Genomic DNA, 17481 nt, shown 5'->3' with positions numbered 1-17481 from the left:
TTTAACAGGAGCAAGCAGAGGTAGCAGAGAGAGGAGCGGCGGATTTTGTCCTGCTGATCCGTGGTCATCCGTGGTCAAAAATTCGGAGCCGGGGGCTTCGCGGCGTGCCGTGCGCGAGGCCGACACCCAAGTCCTTGAATGCACGCCCGCTAAGGCCGCGACGAAAGCAATCGATGCATTTCGCTCCCCGCCAGAAGGAACGCCCCAACGCCATAAATCTCCGTCGATTCCGGATCGAACTTCTTCGGGTCCGCACCAATCGGCTGCACGTGTGTCAGCTTTCCATCTTCATTCACGCACGCAGCCAAAGCGCTCCAGGCCTTGCGCACTGCGCGTTCGAATCGCTGCCGCTCAAGCAATCCGTTGTTAATTCCCCACGCCAGCGCATACGTGTGGAAGCCCGAGCCGCTCGTTTCCTTCAACGGATAGCTCTCGGGATCAAGCAGGCTGGATCGCCACAAGCCATCCGGCTGCTGGCATCGAAGAATCGCATCAGCCATCTCCTTGAACTGTTGTTCGAACCGCCCCCGCGCTGCATGGCCCGGCGTCAGATGTTCCATCACGCGCACGAGACCGCCCATCACCCAGCCGTTGCCGCGACTCCAAAACACTTTGCGTCCATTGGCTTCGCGCTTGTTGAAATACGTGCTGTCGCGGAAGTACAAATGTTCCTCCTTGTCATAAAGATAGTCAGAGGTCCGCCACCAGTTGGTGATTGCAAACTCAAGGTATTGTTCCTTGCCTGTCGCCTTCCAAAGGCGCACCCACGTCGGCGGCGCCATGAACAGCGCGTCGCACCAGGACCATAGATCCCCAATGCGCCGCTGCGTGAAATCGAGAGTCTCGAAGTGCCGCGGATTTTCCAGGATGTAATCAAACCGCGTTCGCAGCGGCGCAATCATTCGATCCTCCTTCGACTTGAAAAACAGTTCGCAATACGCCTGCCCCACTACGTGGTCGTCCGCGTGGTAAATGCGCGGCCCAAGCTGCCATTCATTCGTCTCGCCCTTGCGGATCATTGCCTCCTCGAATCGAGGGCTGCTCGAGAGACGGGCAAGCGCCATGAACCCCGCATCGCCCGCTCCCTGGGTCCAATCCGTCTGACGATGCCGGCTCGGGTTCGCCAGCTGCCAGTCGGCAACACGTTCCATGATCGACAGCACTGCTGCGGGCGCCAGGTCTGCCGGGTTTGTTGCGGCAACACCGCAGTTCACTGTCGCAGCGAGGATGCAGCCGAAGAGAAGGCGGAATGAAGTTTTCATGAATGACGCAGAATGCGTTTACGGAAAAATGGCGTCAAATACCTTCGCGGATGCGACGTTCACGGAAGGGGCTCCGTCCGCGGCGTCCCGAACAGCTCCTCGTACGCGCAGGCATGGGCAGCGATGACGACAGGAACCGCAACAAACAACCCCACGTAGCATAGCAACAATCCCGCAAGGAGCAGCAAGAGCGACAGGCACCAAAGGCCTAGAATGCTCCAGATGCGCAGCCACAAAACTTTGCGACTAACCTCCATTGCCGGCCAGAAATCCAAACGTTTGTCCATTAACAAAGGCCACGTGAACATCCATAGGCAAGTCAGGATTATTCCGGGCACGAAACACAGCATCGTGCCGATGGACACGAGCACGGAGACGACAAGTCCGGCGAGAAACGATTGCAGCAGTACGTGTTTGAATGGCTCAAAGGCGTCTTCAAGCCTCGCGTTTCGAGTGCGGATCTGTTGCAGGAAAAACCAGAACAATCCCGTCATGACGGGGCCGTAAAGCAGCGGAACGCTTGTAATGACCACACAGACGGCACTGACTCCGACCGACAACCAAAAACGGCCCATCACCAAATCCCAGCCACGCCCCAGGCACTCCGTCGCGCTGAAGCCGGGACGCGAGTTCGCAACGGCGATCGACGCTTCCAATTCCATACTGCGACTGCCGCCGGTTCCTGAACTCGCCGGCCCCGGATCCGGCGCAGCTGATTGGAACAAGTCTGAGAATTCTTCGAAATCCGCAAGCGGCTTCCACTCGGATGATCCCTCACGTTCCATCATTGTGTCGCGGCGAACGCGGTTCTCCGCGAACCAACGGCGCACCTGCGCCGCATCCACTGGACCGTAGGGTTGCCCGTCGGCTCCAATGATTCGATACATGGCGTCTTACTTGAACTGCGATTTCACCTGCGACTGGTTCAACACCACGATTCCCCAAATCCCAATGGGGAGGCCAATCACGCAACACAGCGAGCATGGAAGCATCGCGAGGATGCACGCCGTCAGCGCCATTCCAAAGCTTTCGAACCGTTCAAACTTCGATGCTCCCACGAAGATGAGGCCGACGAAAACGAGGTTGAGAATCGGACCGATGAACGCGGTCGCGCTGCCAAACTGCTGCGTCAGCGATTTTGAGATTTCAGCGTTCTCGACGTTCGTGAAAGGGTTTGAGCCAGTCATGACCAGGACGACGAGCAGCAGTGAGAGCAGGCTGACGACCAGCAAAAGTCCGGCGTACACCTTGAGCGCGATTGCCGGAGCCTTGACGCTGCGTTTCGCGGCTTCGCGGTTGCTGGCCAGTTGCGCTGCCGGGATGGATGGCGCGATTGGAGCTTCGGGCCCGGCGAATGACGCCGAAAATTCCGGGAAATGCGCAAGCGGTTTCCATTCAGCCGTTCCCTCCGCCTGCACCTGCGTCTGCGCGTTCACGCGGCTCTCAGCGATCCAGAAACGAATCTGTTCTTCGCTGACCGGACCGTAGGCTTTGCCATCTGCGCCGATGATTCTATACATAACTTATTCCTGATTCCTTGGTTTAGTTGGAGCGAACGGTTTAGGGCGGCCACACCGCGAATGATTGCACTGGAAGTTCCCTGACAATTCCAAACACCAGCCACACCAGCGCGTAAATCCAAATCCAGAGGGGGCGCACGATGGGGCCAGGTTCATTGCGCAGGTGCTGCCGCAGGAGGCGAATGCCAAACCACACGCCAATCGGAATCGAAATGACAAGGAGCGCATTCAATCGAAACGCCTCCACCACGTTTCCGTGAAGCAACTGATGCATCGCGCGTAATGATCCGCAGCCAGGACAATTCAACCCAGTCCATTGATGAAAAAGGCATACGGGAAAGATCGGCACGGTGGCCGGATTGAATGCATAGAGCACCAGGCCAACTCCCAACGCCACCAGCGCCATCGTCCAACTGACGGGCAGCGATTTGTTTTGGATCCCCATTTGTTTGCAAGAATTTACGCAATCGCCGGAATTCGTCCATCCTTGTTCTCACACCGCCAGCTTCAGGAAAAACTAGCGGAATCGCGGCACAATCCCATACTGCATTGGATGATCGGATTCTTCCGAAAGCTCTGGCCCTTCATGCGGCCCCACAGCAGCCGGCTCCTCCTGGGGCTGATCTGCAGCATGATCTTTGCGCTCACCCAGGCGCTCCTTGTTTTTTTCATCAACTTCGTGGTCAATCTCGCGTTCGGCGAAGAGTTCAGCTTCAGCAAGGAAATTGCAAATGCTACCGGGCTCAAACACTGGATTCTGAATCAACTCGGCACCTGGATCCCCACCATCAAAGCCCCGCAGTCGCGCGTCGCGATGGTGCTCATCATCTGCCTCATTCCCGCAACGATGTTCGTGCGCGCGATCTTCGGCTATCTCAGCGTCTATATGACCAGCTGGGCCGCATCGCGGTCGGTCGCCGACCTGCGCCTGAAATTGTTTTCGCACCTGCAGAACCTTTCCCTCACGTTTTTCAGCCGCGCCCGCACAGGTGACCTCATCTCGCGCATCAGCAGCGACACCCACACGCTCTACGGCATCATGGGAACCGCTGTCACATCCATGGTCCGCGATCCCGTTACAATCGTCGCCATGCTCTGCGTCCTGCTCATTCCCCGGGAGCAGCGTGTTTTGACACTGATTTCAATCATCGTCCTTCCCATCTGCCTTATTCCGATTTCCATCTACGCACGCCGCGTCCGAAAATCGGCGAAGGCGATGCAGACGCACATTTCCGAAATGGCGACCTTGATGCACGAATCCTTCACGGGAAACCGCATCGTGAAAGCGTACAATCTCGAGGACACCGTGGCGGAGCAATTTCGCGTGACCACCCGCAAGTTCGTCGGCCAGGCGATGCGCGTCGTGCGGGCAAACGAACTGCCCAGCCAGTTCACGGAATTTCTCGGCGGCGTCGGCGTGGCATTGGTTCTCATCTACGCCACAGCCGTTACAATCAACAAACCGGACATCGGCGACTTCGTTGGATTCATCCTGGCAATCGTCGTGATGTATCAGCCGATCAAGTCGCTGACACGGCTGAACAACTCCATCCACCACGCGCGCGCAGCCAGCGAACGCATCTTTGAATTGCTGGATACGCACAATGACATTCGCGAGCCCGCCCACCCCGTTCCGTTGAACGCACGGAATGCGGATATCGAATTTTCGCACGTGGGTTTCGACTACGGCGAAAAGCCCGTTCTGCGGGATTTCAGTTTGACCGTGAAAGCGGGCCAGCTCGTGGCGCTGGTGGGCAGCAGTGGATCGGGAAAGACAACCGTCACCAATCTGCTCCTCCGTTTTTATGATCCACAAGAGGGTTCGATCCGAATCGGCGGGGTGGACCTGAAGGAGGTCACCACGCGCGACCTTCGAAGCCAGATCGCCCTCGTCACCCAGGAAACCATTTTGTTCCACGAAACAATTCGCCGAAACATCGCCATGGGGCGGCCGAACGCCACCGACGCGGAAGTCGAAGCCGCTGCACGCGCGGCCAACGCGCATGAATTCATTGTGCAGAAACCGCACGGCTACGAAACAGTCGTGGGCGAAAAGGGAATCAACATTTCGGGCGGACAACGCCAGCGCATCGCCATCGGCCGCGCGATCCTCAAGGACGCGCCCATCCTGATTCTGGACGAGGCGACGAGCGCGCTCGATACAGAGTCCGAGCGGCTGGTGCAGAACGAACTTGAGAAATTGATGGAAGGCCGCACGACCCTCTGCATCGCGCATCGGCTTTCCACCGTGCAGAAGGCGGACCTCATCGTTGTTATGCAGGAAGGCAGGATTGCGGAGAAAGGGACGCACGCGGAACTTCTGAAGCGCAACGGGGTTTACAAGAGATTGCACGACTTGCAGTTCGATGCGGTCGTTACCACGTAAATTATGGCAAGAGCGAAAATCGGAACGGTTTTGGGCGTGTTGGTGGCAGTTGTCGGCCTCGGTCTGGGGATCGGCTGGCTCGCGACGCGGGATGTTGCAACTGTTCCACCGGTTGAACCGCCGCAACCTGAGGCGGTGAACTCCACAACCGTACCCAGGCCCGCCACGCGGCCGAATCCCGCGCGCCCGGCTCCCGCACCTCCATCGCGCCCAGCGGACCCGCAGCCTGTGGCCGAGCCCGAGGTTGTCGCCGTTCCTCTCGCACAGCCCGAAAAGGTCGTGACCAACTGGGAGGATAGCCTTGAGGAGGTCCTCGCCTCCGACGACGAAGACACCGACAAGGTCACGCAACTCCTGACTATGTTTCCGCGTCTCCCCGCCGAAGGACAGGATGAGGTGGCGCAGCATTTATCGAATCTGGTCGAAGATGAAAATTATGCGCCGTTGCTGCGGCTCGCGGTCGACGCCACCCTGCCCGAGGAAGTCCTGGACACCCTGCTCGCAGACCTGCTGAACCGCCCCAACGCCACCAAGTTGCCTGCGTTTCTGGACATCGCCTTCACCCCCAACCATCCGAAAGCCGAAGAAGCGCGGGACCTGCTCGAGCTCTACCTCGAGGAAAACTACGGCACCGACCGCGCCACCTGGCAGAAGAAAACCGAAGAATGGTTGAAGGAAAATCCGGATTAGCCTTAACGCTTACCTGTGCAGCTCCATTCTTACCTCCTTCTCTTCCGCGCGGAGCGGAGGAGAGGGCCGGGGAGAGGAGGAGCGTTTGACCTTGGAAACGACGCCACGCTGGAGAACGCATCAGAGCACCCTCTTCCCAACCCTTCTCCCGCCTGCGTCGCAGGCGAGGAGAGAAACCAAGAACTTGTCAAGATGCGCGCCCTGAGAGGAGGATCAACTCAGCCGAGATTCTGTTTCCAAACGCGAGCCGGTTGTATATGTTCCGCCCGCACCAAAATGGTGCTTTAACATGGCTGAACCTATCGCTTACCTGGATTTACCCGCGCAGATCCGCGGGATTCGCAAGGAACTCGACGCCGCAATCGCGCGCACCCTCGACAACTGCTCCTTCTGCCTCGGACCCGACGTGGTCCAGTTTGAAAAGGACTTCGCCAAATACGTCGGCGCCGAGCATTGCGTCGCTTTCAACAGCGGAACGTCGGCGTTGCACATCGCTCTCATGCTCCTCGACGTCGGCGCGGGCGATGAAGTGATCACCACGCCCATGACGTTCGTGGCCACGAGCTGGGCCATCTCGTATGTGGGCGCAAAGCCGGTTTATGTCGATATCGAGGACGCCACGTTCAATCTCGATCCCGCGCGCATCGAAGCTGCCATCACGCCGCGCACCAAGGCGATCATGCCTGTGCATCTTTACGGCCATCCCTTCGATCTCGACCCGGTGCTCGCCGTTGCGCGCAAGCACAAGCTGCCCGTCGTGGAAGACACCGCGCAGGCGCATGGTGCGAAATACAACGGCAAGATGGTTGGCACCTTCGGAGAGATTTCCTGCTTCAGCTTTTATCCGGGAAAAAATCTGGGCGCGGCTGGCGAAGGCGGCGCGCTCGTCACCAACAACGCGGCGTTCGCGGCGCGTGCGCGGTCATTGCGCGAACATGGCTCGACCGTCCGCTACTACCACGATGAAGTCGGTTTCAATTACCGCATGGAAGGAATTCAGGGTGCCGTTCTCGGAGTAAAGCTGCCGCATCTGCCCAAGTGGACCGCTGAACGCCGTCGCGTCGCGCATCGATATCACGAACTCCTCGCTGACACACCGCTGCAACTGCCCCGCGAAGCGGACTACGCGGAAAGCGCATATCACCTTTACGTCGTGCGGCATCCGCGACGCGACGAACTGAAGAAGCATCTCGAAGGAAACAAGATCGGCTGCGCGCTGCATTATCCCCTGCCGCTCCACATGCAGAAGTGCTACGCCTCGCTGGGCTACAAGGAAGGCGCCTTTCCGATCACCGAAAAAGCCGCTCGCGAATGCCTCAGCCTGCCGATCTATCCTGAACTGACCGACGCTCCGATTCAGCGTGTATCGCAAGTGATCCACGAGTTCTTTCGCGGGGCGTGATCCGCAGCAACCGAGACCCTAAACGACAACGCGCCTTTTCACGCGCTGACCTCCTCGTCATTGCCGCCATCGCTATCGTCCTCGGAGCCTTGGCAGTCGCCTCTCTTGGAAAAGCGAAGGCAAAGTCTTCTCGCATAAGCTGCGTCAACTCGCTCAAGCAAGTCGGCCTTGCCTATTTGGTTTGGTCGGGCGACAACGGCGATCTCTTTCCCATGCAGGTCTCAACAAACCTCGGGGGTTCCCTCGAACTCGCCGCGTTGGGAGATGCGGTTTCTTCTTATCGCGTGATGTCAAATGAACTATCCGTGGCGAAGAACAGCGTCAAGGTGCGCGCGATTCAACTGAACGGTCTCAGGCAGGATTGTCTTCCCTCGATACCTCCGTACACTGTGAGGGCGCGTGAGCACCGCATCCCGGCAAAACTCCGAATCCCGTCAAAAAATCCTGGTCACAGATTTCGACGGGACAATCACGCTTCACGATTTCTACGACCTTGTGCGGGCGCAGTGGCCGGTCTGTGCCGATGACGATCCCTGGGAACAGTATGTCGCTGGCAAGCTGACGCATTTTGAAGCGCTCGCTGCAATTTTCTCCCGCATTCGAACGGACGAGAAAACGCTCTTCGACCTCGTGAGCCGAATGCAAATCGATCCGGAATTGGCGAAGTCGGTTGAACAGCTTCGCCGAGACGGTTGGGAAATCATCGTCGCATCCGCAGGCTGCGAATGGTACATCCAGCATCTCCTTCGCGCGGCGCGCACAAGCCTCCTTGTGCATGCAAATCCCGGAAGGTTCTCCCCTCAACGCGGCCTGGAAATATCGTTGCCCGTGGAATCGCGATTCTTCAGCCAGCAGAATGGCATCGACAAACTCGCGGTGGTGACGGATGCGATGCAACGAAGCCGTTGCGCCGCGTTCGCCGGGGATGGCCGGCCGGACCTGGCATCGGCGCTCGCCGTCAGGCCGGAGCTTCGGTTTGCACGGGGATGGCTTGCGGTGGAACTCAAGCGCCGTGGCGAATCATTTCATCCATTCCATCGCTGGTCCGAAATCGCTGGCGTTCTTCTCAAAACTCCATGTTAACGCACAAGCAAGTTGCGATTCCCTCGCTCGTCCGATTAAAGCGCGGGGCGCTTGATCGCCTGGGGATTTACGCGCGACGCCACAACTTCCAGCGCGTTCTCGTCCTTCACAGCCAGGATCTGAATCCTGATCTCCTGCACCGGCTCTGCGCGGGATTTCAGCGCGAGCACGTCGAGGCCGCCGAGGTGGTCCCGGTCAGCAGCCCCAGCTTTGAGCAAGCCGAAGCGCTGTTTAAACGATTACCCACAGGCGTTGATGCGATCGTCGGGTTCGGCGGCGGCAAGGCGCTCGACGTCGCGAAATATGTGTCGTTCCTGGCGCGCATTTATTACATCGCGACGCCGACGTCACTTTCGAACGATGGGTTCTGCAGCCCGCAATCGAGTTTGACTGTCGAAGGGCAGCGCCGATCGCTTCCGTCCGCCATGCCATTTGGCGTGGTGCTCGACACTGAGGTTTGCCTGAACGCGCCGGAAGTCTTGTGGCAATCGGGGGTGGGCGACCTGGTCGCAAAATTCACGGCGGTAACCGATTGGAAACTGGCCTTCCACGCGCGCGCAACTGCGCTCGATGATTTCGCCGCGCTGTTATCCGATGCGAGCGTGTTTCAGTTCATTGCGCGGCCAATTCGCGATTTGGAAGGCGTTTCGCTGCTGGGAACGGCGTTGATGTTGAATGGCATCGCCATGGCTATTTGCAGCTCGTCGCGTCCCGCGAGCGGAAGCGAGCATTTGATTTCGCATGCGTTGGACCGAGTAAGCGCGCATCCGGCTTTGCACGGACTGCAGGTGGGCATTGCAAGCTACATCGCGAGCCGTTTGCAGGGACGCCACACGGAAACAATTACGCACCTGTTCGATGCGACGGGATTTTGGCGTGCGATCGCCGCGGCGCCTTTCTCGCGTTCCGAATGGCTTGAGGCGGTTCGGCTTGCGCCATCGATCAAACCCAACTTTTACACAATTTTGTCCGAACGCGATTGTGTCGCCGAGGTCGAGACAATTCTCCGGAACGACGAGCGGTTACGGCCGTGTTTCCGGGCCTGAAGAGGCTGCTTCAGCGTTCTTTGCAACCACCAATTGAAGTTGCAGCGCGAAGCTTGGTTCGGTAGAAGGTTGGCAATGAGGATTCAAGATTTTCCATTGTTCACGGCCACCATGACAGTATTCACCGCCCTGCAGTTTGGCAGCCAGCAGCCAGCCGTCGCCCAGGGCGTCCATGCACAGTGGCTCACGCGCGCCGGCAGCACGGCGCCTGTTTCTGGGATCAGCCTGGCGACTGATTTCAACACGAACATCTTCGTTCTTGGACGTTTCGCCATGAACACAACCATTGGCACCCACAGTCTGAGCACCACAGAAGGTGTCACAAACGTCTTTCTCACCAAGTTCCGCTATCAGTCCTCGGACGCACCATTGTGGTCCGTCGCTCCAACGATCGAACAACCAATAGTCGAAGCCCGGCACGCCGCGCTGCCAAATGGAATGAACGCGGTCGCCGGAAGCTTCTCGGGAAGCAGCCTCGGATACGGTTCTGCGGCCGTGACCAATGCCGGGGATGCAGATATTTTCGTGGCGGGAATCGATACGCTTGGAAATGTCGCGTGGCTCCAGCGCGCAGGTGGAAGCGCAAAGGAATCCTTCGCTGACATCGGCGCAGAACGGTCTTTTGGAGGCGGAGCGTTTTATCTCGCAGGAACCTTTGAATCGGCAAGTTTTACCTTCGGCGATTCCACGCTCACGAAGATTGGAACGGAACCAAACTGTTTCACGGTGAAGCTTGATCCACAGGGAAATGTCGCCTGGGTTCGGCAAGGGACGTTTGCTTCGACCTTTGCGCTCACGCTCGACGCGGCGAACAACTGCTATGTGGCCGCAAGTTCATTGGGCGAGACGTCCTTTGACGGGATTTCTCCGGCGAGCCAGACCACGTCCAACGTTCTGGTGAAGTATAACTCTGCGGGAATGGTGCAGTGGGTGAGAGGCGACATGGTATTGGGCAACAAGATCAAGATCGATGCGGGTGGCAATCTTTTTACGGCGGGATCCTTCAGCAATGTGATCCACTTCGGTTCTGTCACACTTTCCAATGCGAACAGTTCGACCATTTTTGTGGCGAAGTACGACAGCGATGGCGATCTGGCATGGGCCCGGCAATTGCCTGGGCAAGGGAAAGATGCGGCGAATGACATTGCTTTTGATTCGCGAACGAACTGCTGGATTGCGGGGCGGTTTGCGTCGCCCGGCCCGAACGGCGAAGTGACGAATCCAGTGGCGGCATTGGTTTGTCTTGATCCTTCTGGAGAACTCCGGGCGGATGCGGCTCAGTTGGGTAGCGGCACGTCTGAGGCGTTCGCGCTGGGGAACACCTATCATCCGTTTAATGGCATGCCCATCCTGACATTTGTCGGCGGCAGTTTCACGGGAACTTTTTCATTGGAAACGCGCGGATTGACGAACAACGGGCCGGCGGACCTGTTCGTCGGCTGGATTGCCGCCGGGCCGAAGCTGGAGGTGACAAGGGACGGGTCAGATTTGGTGCTCTCGTGGCCGGCCGTTGAGGGAGTGGGTTTCGGGTTGGAAGCGACGGATCTTTCGGGGGGCGGCTGGACTTCTGTTCCCAATGTCAGCTTTGTGAATGGAAAGATGGTATTCAGTACGAATGCCACTTCCGGTCTCCAGTTCTTTCGCTTGCGAAAGTAGTGTTCGCAGTCAACCGGAATCAACACCAGCCAACAAAATAGCCAGGAGTGACAAGTGTTGCCTCACAGCGAATGCCACCCAGGGCGCTAAGAAAAGACGTTTAATAGGAGCACGCAGAGGTAGCAGAGAAAAGACCCAGGAAGCTATTTCCGAATCCGCGATCATCCGTGGTTAAACCACTTCGCATCGATGCCGTTCTCGCGGTTGCAGGGTCTGACGATCGAACGACATTTCCTCCTGCCCGGCATGGAATATTGGACGAACGCGAACGGGAATCCTGATCGCAAGGCTTGTGGGCGCATCTTTATTTCAGCCAGTTGATTTTGATTTCCTTTTCCAGCGTCTTGAATTCCGAGTCACCGGTGACGAGTTCGGCTTTCTTTTCTTTCGCGAGCGCGGCGGCGAACGCGTCGGCGAGGCTGATTTTAAATCGCGCTTTGAAATCGGCTGCATTGTCAGCCATCGCGCGGGTCGTGGAGTGAAAGTCGATCGGCAGGCCCTCAAGGACCTTTGCGGCCTCCTCCCAAGCTGCTGCGCCGTCCTTCTTCACAATGGAGTATTTGACCTCAGCATAATTCACATCGGTCATGTGAAGCGGCGTATCCTTCTTGCCCGCGGCCACGAGTAGATTTTCCATCGTCTCGGCGCCCGGTTCGTCGCGGAAGTAGGCGATGAGCGCAAAACTGTCGAGCACCTTACCGGGCATGGCGCTCCTCGATGTCCCGTTCTCGCTTCTTGTGCTCCGCCCAATCTTCGGCGAATGGCTTGTCAGTTGGCTTGCGTTTAAGGATGCCCCTGCCTTGCTTGATGAGCGCCGCGGTTATCGGCTTCAGCAAAATTCCCTCTGGCGTCGCTTGCACCACGGCTTTCGTGCCGTCCTCGATGTGAAATTGCTTGCGCAGCCATGCGGGAATAACCACCTGACCTTTCGTTGTGAACCAAACAGCCCCGGTCTTGATTGCAGCGCTCATATTCGAAGCTTACTTTTGCATCCAGGTCCGTCAACGGCGAATGTGTCGGAATCTAGATTCTTAGTCAGAGCTCCTGATCGATATAGGGGAATCCAGGTTCGATTAGGATCGCAATCGTATTTAGCTCAGGCGGAATAAGCGCCAACCACAGCGCCAAACTCGCCGACGACCCGGAGGTTTTTCCTCCTCAGCTGCGTCCATCACAATTGGCTAGCAACCGGGGCCCAATGGCTCGAGTCGGATTCGCAGGTGTTGCGAGTTGCCGTTTTCGTCGAACGTGTTGCCGTGTGTTCTCGCTACACCGCGTGGCGGAGCTGTTTCGGTCAAGCCTTCGGCATATAGCGAGCGGCGTCGGGGGCGGACGCCTGCGCTGGTTTGCTTTCCGGTTGCGACAGATGTCTCGAGTTGTCGATGGCCTTTTGAAGGATCCTGTGAAACTCGACGATGTCCGGCACGTAATAAAACGGAATAATCAAGCCTCCGACGGTCGTGACGGTGATGGTCCCATACCCGAGCAACCGACCCAGCAGGGAATCTGAAAGGAAGATCGCATCCACGTTCGAGAGAGGCAATTCACCGGACGTGCATGATACCAAACCTATACGATAATGGAGCCGGCGGTCTGTCAACGTGACACTTGAGCGGTTATACGCAATGAAGACGATTACCAACAACGCGATGCAGACCGTAACTCCCGGTAGCGCCAGCAACGCGATGATGTGGCTTATGTAGGGAATCGCTATTTCAGAACCGATCGGGCGAAGCATGTTCTTGAACAGGTTCACAACAAGCATTGCAGGGACAATGGCGAGAATCGTTGCACCCAGCGGCAGGATTGGTAGAACAAAGATCCCCCAGTGAACCCTCCTGCAGGCAAGTGTTGTTTCGACGGTGCTCTTCATCAATGCTGCATCTCTTCTCGGACGGTTCGCGCTTTCCAGTAGTTTTATGTACAACCGCCGCGGCGACGCATCTCCGCCCTAGATCGACTGGCAAAGGCGCCACAAAAATTCCGGGGCACGTCCATTCCACCTAAACGTCTTGGATTAATCTCAGGCTTTTCCGCCTCGACGAAGCCTGTTCGTCGTTCCGTTGCCGATCTGGCCAAACAAATAACCTCACGCGAAGGTCGCGAAGAAGAGGTCGAACGGATTTCAGCTTTCAGCTTTTTAGCGTTTCAGCATTTTTCCTCAGATCGGTGTTCATCCCTGGTTAAACTTCCTCTTCAATTCGCGATAGTTCGCGCAATTCGCGTAAACCCGTTTCCCCTCCGGTTGTTCCCCCCGACGCGCTTTGAGAACCAAGACGCCCGTCAACGATCCCGCCCTCCCGCTCTGGCATAGGCGCATCTTGACACTGTTCTCGATTTCCTGCCGGCAGGTTAAACACATCTTTTTTTCGGCAATTCGCGTAACTCTCCGCCGCAGGAGACGAGAGACGACGTTTAACAGGGGCTCGCAGAGGTAGCAGAGAAAAGGCAGAGAAGGCGGTTTCCCAATCAATGTCCATCCGTCGTTTGATTTGGTTTCCGCTGCCCTGTTTTCGTGTGCTTCGTGTGATTCGTGGTTAAAGTTCCCCTCTTCAATTCGCGAAAATTAGCGTAAACGCCGTTGTTCCATTCCCGCTTGGTTGCGGCCGCGAGTTGTCGATCACGGGAACCGAAGAGCGCGTATCTCACCCATTCTTAACCGCGCCCCAACCTGCGCGCGGGCGGCACATTTGCCTTGCTGCTGCACTGGAATGCTTGTAGTCAAACGTTGCCACCAGGTACTTCCGAGCCCTAGGGGCTTCGGACGACTTTAAATGCAGACCATGACAATGAAGAATCTTTCCGGCCGGCTGAAAAGTTACGTTTTGGGATCCACAGCTTTGGCGGCTGCCGTGCACGGCACGAATGCCGACATTGTGCATCGTGATGTTCTGGATGTTACCGGAACACAGAGCAACGGCGTGATCCTTAGCTTCAATCTCGCGGGGGATGTTGCCGCGAATGCCGAAGTCGCGAACGCCCAGGCCCGGTTCGATAACCAGCTTAAGGACGACGGGGACGCGCTGGATCAGGACAACGCGCAGATCGTTGGCCTGGGTGGGGCTTTGACGGACCCGACGCCCCTGTCACTCGGCGCGTTGATCGGTCCGGCGGAAACAGTCGATCCGGCACAGGCGTCATCGATCCTGGACGGCAACAAACCCGCCGCCGGCACTCCGGACCAGGGGCCCTGGACCGCGGGACAGCGCGCCTATCTCGGGCTGCGATTCAACAACGGTGGGACGACGAATTACGGATGGGCGGACATCACGCTGAATAGTTACCAGTCCGTTACGCTCCATGGCTTTGCTTACGAAACTTCCGGCGGAGCCATCACGGCCGGAGCCGTTCCCGAGCCTTCCCAGTTTGCCCTGCTGGCCCTGGGTGCTGCGGGCGTTGCGGCACTGCGACGCCGCGCGAGTTCGCGGTAGAAGTCCGTTGCGTTAACCCGAACGGGAACTTCAATCCGGCTGGCGCTTCGGAACGCTCCTCATGAGTCGCCCGGACAAACGGATTCTGCTGGTCGGATGGGATGCCGCTGACTGGCAGATTATCCGGCCTCTTCTTGAAGCGGGCGCGCTTCCGAACCTGTTGCGACTTGTCGAGGCAGGCGTTTCCGGAAACCTCGCCAGTTTGCGCCCAGTCATTTCCCCGCTGCTTTGGAATTCGCTGGCAACGGGCAGACTGGCGGACAAGCACGGAATTCTCGGCGTTTCCCAAGTCGACTCAGACGAACGGATCCAGCCGTTCTCAAGCAGTTCAAGGCGGGTCAAAGCGCTCTGGAACGTCCTGTCGGATCAGGGTTGGCGATGCCACGTCGTGAACTGGCCTGCAAGTCATCCTGCAGAACAGATTAATGGCGTCGCGGTTTCGGAAGCATTCATTCGCCGCCTCCATGAGGGTGATGTATCGCCATCGCTTCCGGCGCGAGGCGTTTTCCCCGACGTCCATGCTGCCGCGCTCGCGCAATGCGCAGTGCAACCTCAAGACATCGATGCCGCGACAATCCGGCTGTTTGTTCCGGATTTTGCAAACATCGACCAGGAACGCGATCCGCATTTGATCCAACTGGCGCGAATGCTTGCGGAGTGCTTCACCATCCACGCAATTACGACCCACCTGATGGAAGCGGAACCCTGGGATTTAACGGCGGCGTTTTATCCCACCCTCAACAACATTTCGCGCGAGTTCATGCGATTTCGCGCGCCCCGACTGGAACGGGTCAGCGAGTTGGAATTTCAGTTTTATCGGGATGTGGTGGACGGAGCTTATCGATTGCATGACTTGCTATTGGGACGGCTGCTTCATTTGGCAGGCACGGATGCCACGGTGGTGCTGTGCTCGGCCAGTGGATACCAATCAGGCAAGCTGCGGCTTTCGAATGGTGCGGGGCAGGTTCAAACCCAAACCCTGGAGCACCGGCCCGTGGGCATTCTGGTCGTCAAGGGCCCTGGAATCCGGCAGGACAACCTCGCGCACGGGGCAGGCGTTTTGGACATTGTTCCGACTGTTCTCACGATGGCTGAGTTGCCCATCGGGCGGGATTTGAATGGCCGGGCGCTCGTGAGCATTTTTCACATGCCAAGGCAACCCGTTTTCATTGAAACCCCCGACACACCTGATGAGCGCGGCGCTGGCGAAACGGAATCACAGGACACCGATTCAGAATCCTCAGTTCCGCCAGCGGCTTTCAAAGGAAGCATTTATGCCGCTGCTGTGCAGGCAGAGAACGACTGGGCTCTTGCGATGGTATTTCTTTTTTCCGGCCGGGTGCGAAAAGCCGTTCCGCTGTTGGAACAGATCTATCAAGCGTTTCCTTTGCGTTTCGATTTCGGGCTGATGCTGGCGGAGTGCTATCTCCGCGTTGGCCTGATCGACGAAGGCTCAACCATCGTTCAACACATTGCCGCGGCGATTCCCCGCGATGTGCGGGCGAAGATGCTTCTCGCCACCATTCACAATGCCCGCGGCCACTTCAAGGAAGCGCTAAACCTTCTGCTGGCAATCGAAGTGTCGTTGGCAAACGCGTCACCGGACTTCTGCAACCTGTTGGGATTGGTGTATCAACGGCTGGATCGGCCGGTCGAGGCGATGCGCTGCTACGAGCGCGCGGTGGAACTGGAGCCCGACAGTGCCGTGGCATGGTTGGGAAAAGCCCGATGCTGCCTTAAAGTGGGAGATTACGAGAACGGCACGGCAGCAGCCCTTGAGGCGCTGGGCCGTGAATACGCGCTCGCAGAAGCGCACCTCGTGCTGGGAATTTGCCTCGTGCGATTGCGAAATCCGGAGGGGGCGATTTCAGCGCTGGAAACAAGTCTCAGGTTCAATCCCCACAGGCCGGTCACGATTAAGTTTCTGCTCGACCTGTATTCAGCCCGGGAAGGATTCGAGGCAGATGTTCTCCGGCTTCAAGCATTGATGAAGCAGCAGTTGCTGGCAGGGGCGCGAAGGCGAAAACTGAGTCAGGAGACGCATCGTGAGATGAAGGCGCGAGCCGCTGAACGTGTTCTTCAGACCGGCACGGAGAATTCGGATGAATCGCCAGACAGCGTTGTGCTGCGTCCGGCGCAGCCGAGGGACATAGCCGCCGTTGTCGCCCTGTTGCCCGGCGCGATTCGCAAGCCGTCGCACAGCTTGATCGAAGTTGTTGAAACGGGACGCGCGATGCCCATGGCTGGCTGTGGTTCGCTGGTGTTTGCGGACGGAGGACAGGCGTATGTCGAATGGGCGTTTACACGAGAAATTTCCGGCGATCACCTCCTGATCATCCTGCTGCGGAAGCTGTGTGACGAAGCGCAGCGATGCGGCGCGACTCGCGTCATCACGGCGCGCGCATTTGAAGCGGGATCCGCGGAAGCCGCGGCGCTGCTGCAGGCCAGATTCTCCGTGTCGAATGTTTACCAGTGGTATGAAACAGACCTTTCTGCCGGCGCACGCCTGTTTGACCGTGCTCAGCAACAACTCGTGCGAAGTGGAAAAATCCCCCGCGCGGCGCGAGTCGTACCGCTTGTTGAGGCGCCGGCGATCGCGGTTCGTTCCCTGATTGCGAGCGAGGTGGGCGGGTCCGTCGCCATTGAGCAATTTGAAGAGACTTTCTCACAGCGCCATTCGTGGATTGTGATGGAGGGTTCCAGAGTGGTCGGCGCGACGCTGATGATCCTCACCAACGGAACTCCACAGGCGCCGTGGATGGCCATTGACCCTGCATACCGAAACAGCTGGGTCTACGTTCTGTTGATGCGCGCGGCTCACAACAGTTTGATTGCGGCAGGGTTCATGGAGGTTCAGTTCAAAACCAACGCCGAAAAGCATCCTGGCATGCGGAATTTTGCGAAGCGGCTGCGCGCCGACGAGCTGCGGAGCGAGAGCCACTTTATCCGCGAGTTGCGCACGCCACGTTGATTCTCCCGGCCAACCGGTTCTCACCCTCAAAGGC

The 17481-nt window shown here is 57.8% G+C and carries 15 protein-coding genes; 8 read left to right on the top strand and 7 right to left on the bottom strand.

Features of this window, described 5'->3' with window-relative positions; all coding sequences use genetic code 11:
• Positions 1-149 precede the first annotated feature (149 nt).
• The 4 genes from VEH04_20285 to VEH04_20270 are packed head-to-tail and all read right to left on the bottom strand — an operon-like array spanning position 150 to position 3227.
• On the bottom strand, positions 150-1262 hold the full coding sequence (locus VEH04_20285; protein ID HYG25113.1) for a glycoside hydrolase family 88 protein: 1113 nt from the start codon (positions 1260-1262) through the stop codon (positions 150-152).
• Between the two features lie 59 nt (positions 1263-1321).
• A complete protein-coding gene (locus VEH04_20280; GenBank protein ID HYG25112.1) occupies positions 1322-2149 on the bottom strand; it encodes a GYF domain-containing protein in 828 nt (275 codons plus the stop codon).
• Between the two features lie 6 nt (positions 2150-2155).
• Entirely contained in the window at positions 2156-2782 is a 627-nt protein-coding gene (locus VEH04_20275; GenBank protein ID HYG25111.1) for a DUF4339 domain-containing protein, read from the bottom strand.
• A gap of 40 nt (positions 2783-2822) precedes the next feature.
• Entirely contained in the window at positions 2823-3227 is a 405-nt protein-coding gene (locus VEH04_20270) for a DUF2752 domain-containing protein (protein HYG25110.1), read from the bottom strand.
• A 108-nt stretch (positions 3228-3335) separates the two neighbouring features.
• On the opposite strand from VEH04_20270, the gene VEH04_20265 reads away from it, so the two are divergent.
• The 6 genes from VEH04_20265 to VEH04_20240 all read left to right on the top strand — a co-directional run bounded on the left by VEH04_20265 (position 3336) and on the right by VEH04_20240 (position 11045).
• Positions 3336-5168, top strand: a complete 1833-nt coding sequence (locus VEH04_20265) for an ABC transporter transmembrane domain-containing protein (protein HYG25109.1) — start codon at positions 3336-3338, stop codon at positions 5166-5168.
• Between the two features lie 3 nt (positions 5169-5171).
• Entirely contained in the window at positions 5172-5858 is a 687-nt protein-coding gene (locus tag VEH04_20260; protein ID HYG25108.1) for a hypothetical protein, read from the top strand.
• Between the two features lie 289 nt (positions 5859-6147).
• Positions 6148-7260: a DegT/DnrJ/EryC1/StrS family aminotransferase gene (locus tag VEH04_20255; protein ID HYG25107.1), complete on the top strand. Its 1113-nt coding sequence runs from the start codon at positions 6148-6150 to the stop codon at positions 7258-7260.
• A 399-nt stretch (positions 7261-7659) separates the two neighbouring features.
• On the top strand, positions 7660-8343 hold the full coding sequence (locus VEH04_20250; protein HYG25106.1) for a haloacid dehalogenase-like hydrolase: 684 nt from the start codon (positions 7660-7662) through the stop codon (positions 8341-8343).
• Positions 8337-9389 (top strand): iron-containing alcohol dehydrogenase family protein, encoded by a 1053-nt coding sequence (locus VEH04_20245; GenBank protein HYG25105.1) that lies wholly within the window; start codon positions 8337-8339, stop codon positions 9387-9389. Before VEH04_20250 ends, VEH04_20245 begins: the two co-directional genes overlap by 7 nt.
• Before the next feature lie 75 nt (positions 9390-9464).
• Positions 9465-11045 carry a hypothetical protein gene (locus tag VEH04_20240; GenBank protein ID HYG25104.1) on the top strand — a complete coding sequence of 527 codons (1581 nt, stop codon included), beginning with the start codon at positions 9465-9467 and terminating at the stop codon, positions 11043-11045.
• A 304-nt stretch (positions 11046-11349) separates the two neighbouring features.
• On the opposite strand, the gene VEH04_20235 is transcribed toward VEH04_20240, so the two are convergent.
• The 3 genes from VEH04_20235 to VEH04_20225 form a co-directional block, all read right to left on the bottom strand.
• A complete protein-coding gene (locus VEH04_20235) occupies positions 11350-11751 on the bottom strand; it encodes a PIN domain-containing protein (protein ID HYG25103.1) in 402 nt (133 codons plus the stop codon).
• A complete protein-coding gene (locus tag VEH04_20230; GenBank protein ID HYG25102.1) occupies positions 11741-12016 on the bottom strand; it encodes an AbrB/MazE/SpoVT family DNA-binding domain-containing protein in 276 nt (91 codons plus the stop codon). The genes VEH04_20235 and VEH04_20230 overlap by 11 nt, the downstream gene beginning before the upstream one ends.
• 323 nt (positions 12017-12339) lie before the next feature.
• A complete protein-coding gene (locus VEH04_20225) occupies positions 12340-12918 on the bottom strand; it encodes a PH domain-containing protein (GenBank protein HYG25101.1) in 579 nt (192 codons plus the stop codon).
• A gap of 916 nt (positions 12919-13834) precedes the next feature.
• On the opposite strand from VEH04_20225, the gene VEH04_20220 reads away from it, so the two are divergent.
• Together VEH04_20220 and VEH04_20215 are read left to right on the top strand one after the other, a co-directional pair.
• On the top strand, positions 13835-14476 hold the full coding sequence (locus VEH04_20220; GenBank protein HYG25100.1) for a PEP-CTERM sorting domain-containing protein: 642 nt from the start codon (positions 13835-13837) through the stop codon (positions 14474-14476).
• 61 nt (positions 14477-14537) lie between these two features.
• A complete protein-coding gene (locus VEH04_20215; protein ID HYG25099.1) occupies positions 14538-17447 on the top strand; it encodes a tetratricopeptide repeat protein in 2910 nt (969 codons plus the stop codon).
• Positions 17448-17481 lie beyond the last annotated feature (34 nt).

The sequence above is a fragment of the Verrucomicrobiia bacterium genome (assembly GCA_035629175.1).
GTDB lineage: Bacteria > Verrucomicrobiota > Verrucomicrobiia > Limisphaerales > DASXHY01 > DASXHY01.
This window is presented reverse-complemented; position numbering and strand designations above follow the sequence as displayed.

Coding starts and splice junctions, on each gene's coding strand:
- VEH04_20280 (HYG25112.1), bottom strand. CDS start 2,149: ATGTATCGAATCATTGGAGCCGACGGGCAACCCTACGGTCCAGTGGAT.
- VEH04_20235 (HYG25103.1), bottom strand. CDS start 11,751: ATGCCCGGTAAGGTGCTCGACAGTTTTGCGCTCATCGCCTACTTCCGC.
- VEH04_20240 (HYG25104.1), top strand. CDS start 9,465: ATGAGGATTCAAGATTTTCCATTGTTCACGGCCACCATGACAGTATTC.
- VEH04_20230 (HYG25102.1), bottom strand. CDS start 12,016: ATGAGCGCTGCAATCAAGACCGGGGCTGTTTGGTTCACAACGAAAGGT.
- VEH04_20215 (HYG25099.1), top strand. CDS start 14,538: ATGAGTCGCCCGGACAAACGGATTCTGCTGGTCGGATGGGATGCCGCT.
- VEH04_20245 (HYG25105.1), top strand. CDS start 8,337: ATGTTAACGCACAAGCAAGTTGCGATTCCCTCGCTCGTCCGATTAAAG.
- VEH04_20285 (HYG25113.1), bottom strand. CDS start 1,262: ATGAAAACTTCATTCCGCCTTCTCTTCGGCTGCATCCTCGCTGCGACA.
- VEH04_20275 (HYG25111.1), bottom strand. CDS start 2,782: ATGTATAGAATCATCGGCGCAGATGGCAAAGCCTACGGTCCGGTCAGC.
- VEH04_20270 (HYG25110.1), bottom strand. CDS start 3,227: ATGGGGATCCAAAACAAATCGCTGCCCGTCAGTTGGACGATGGCGCTG.
- VEH04_20265 (HYG25109.1), top strand. CDS start 3,336: ATGATCGGATTCTTCCGAAAGCTCTGGCCCTTCATGCGGCCCCACAGC.
- VEH04_20260 (HYG25108.1), top strand. CDS start 5,172: ATGGCAAGAGCGAAAATCGGAACGGTTTTGGGCGTGTTGGTGGCAGTT.
- VEH04_20255 (HYG25107.1), top strand. CDS start 6,148: ATGGCTGAACCTATCGCTTACCTGGATTTACCCGCGCAGATCCGCGGG.
- VEH04_20220 (HYG25100.1), top strand. CDS start 13,835: ATGAAGAATCTTTCCGGCCGGCTGAAAAGTTACGTTTTGGGATCCACA.
- VEH04_20225 (HYG25101.1), bottom strand. CDS start 12,918: ATGAAGAGCACCGTCGAAACAACACTTGCCTGCAGGAGGGTTCACTGG.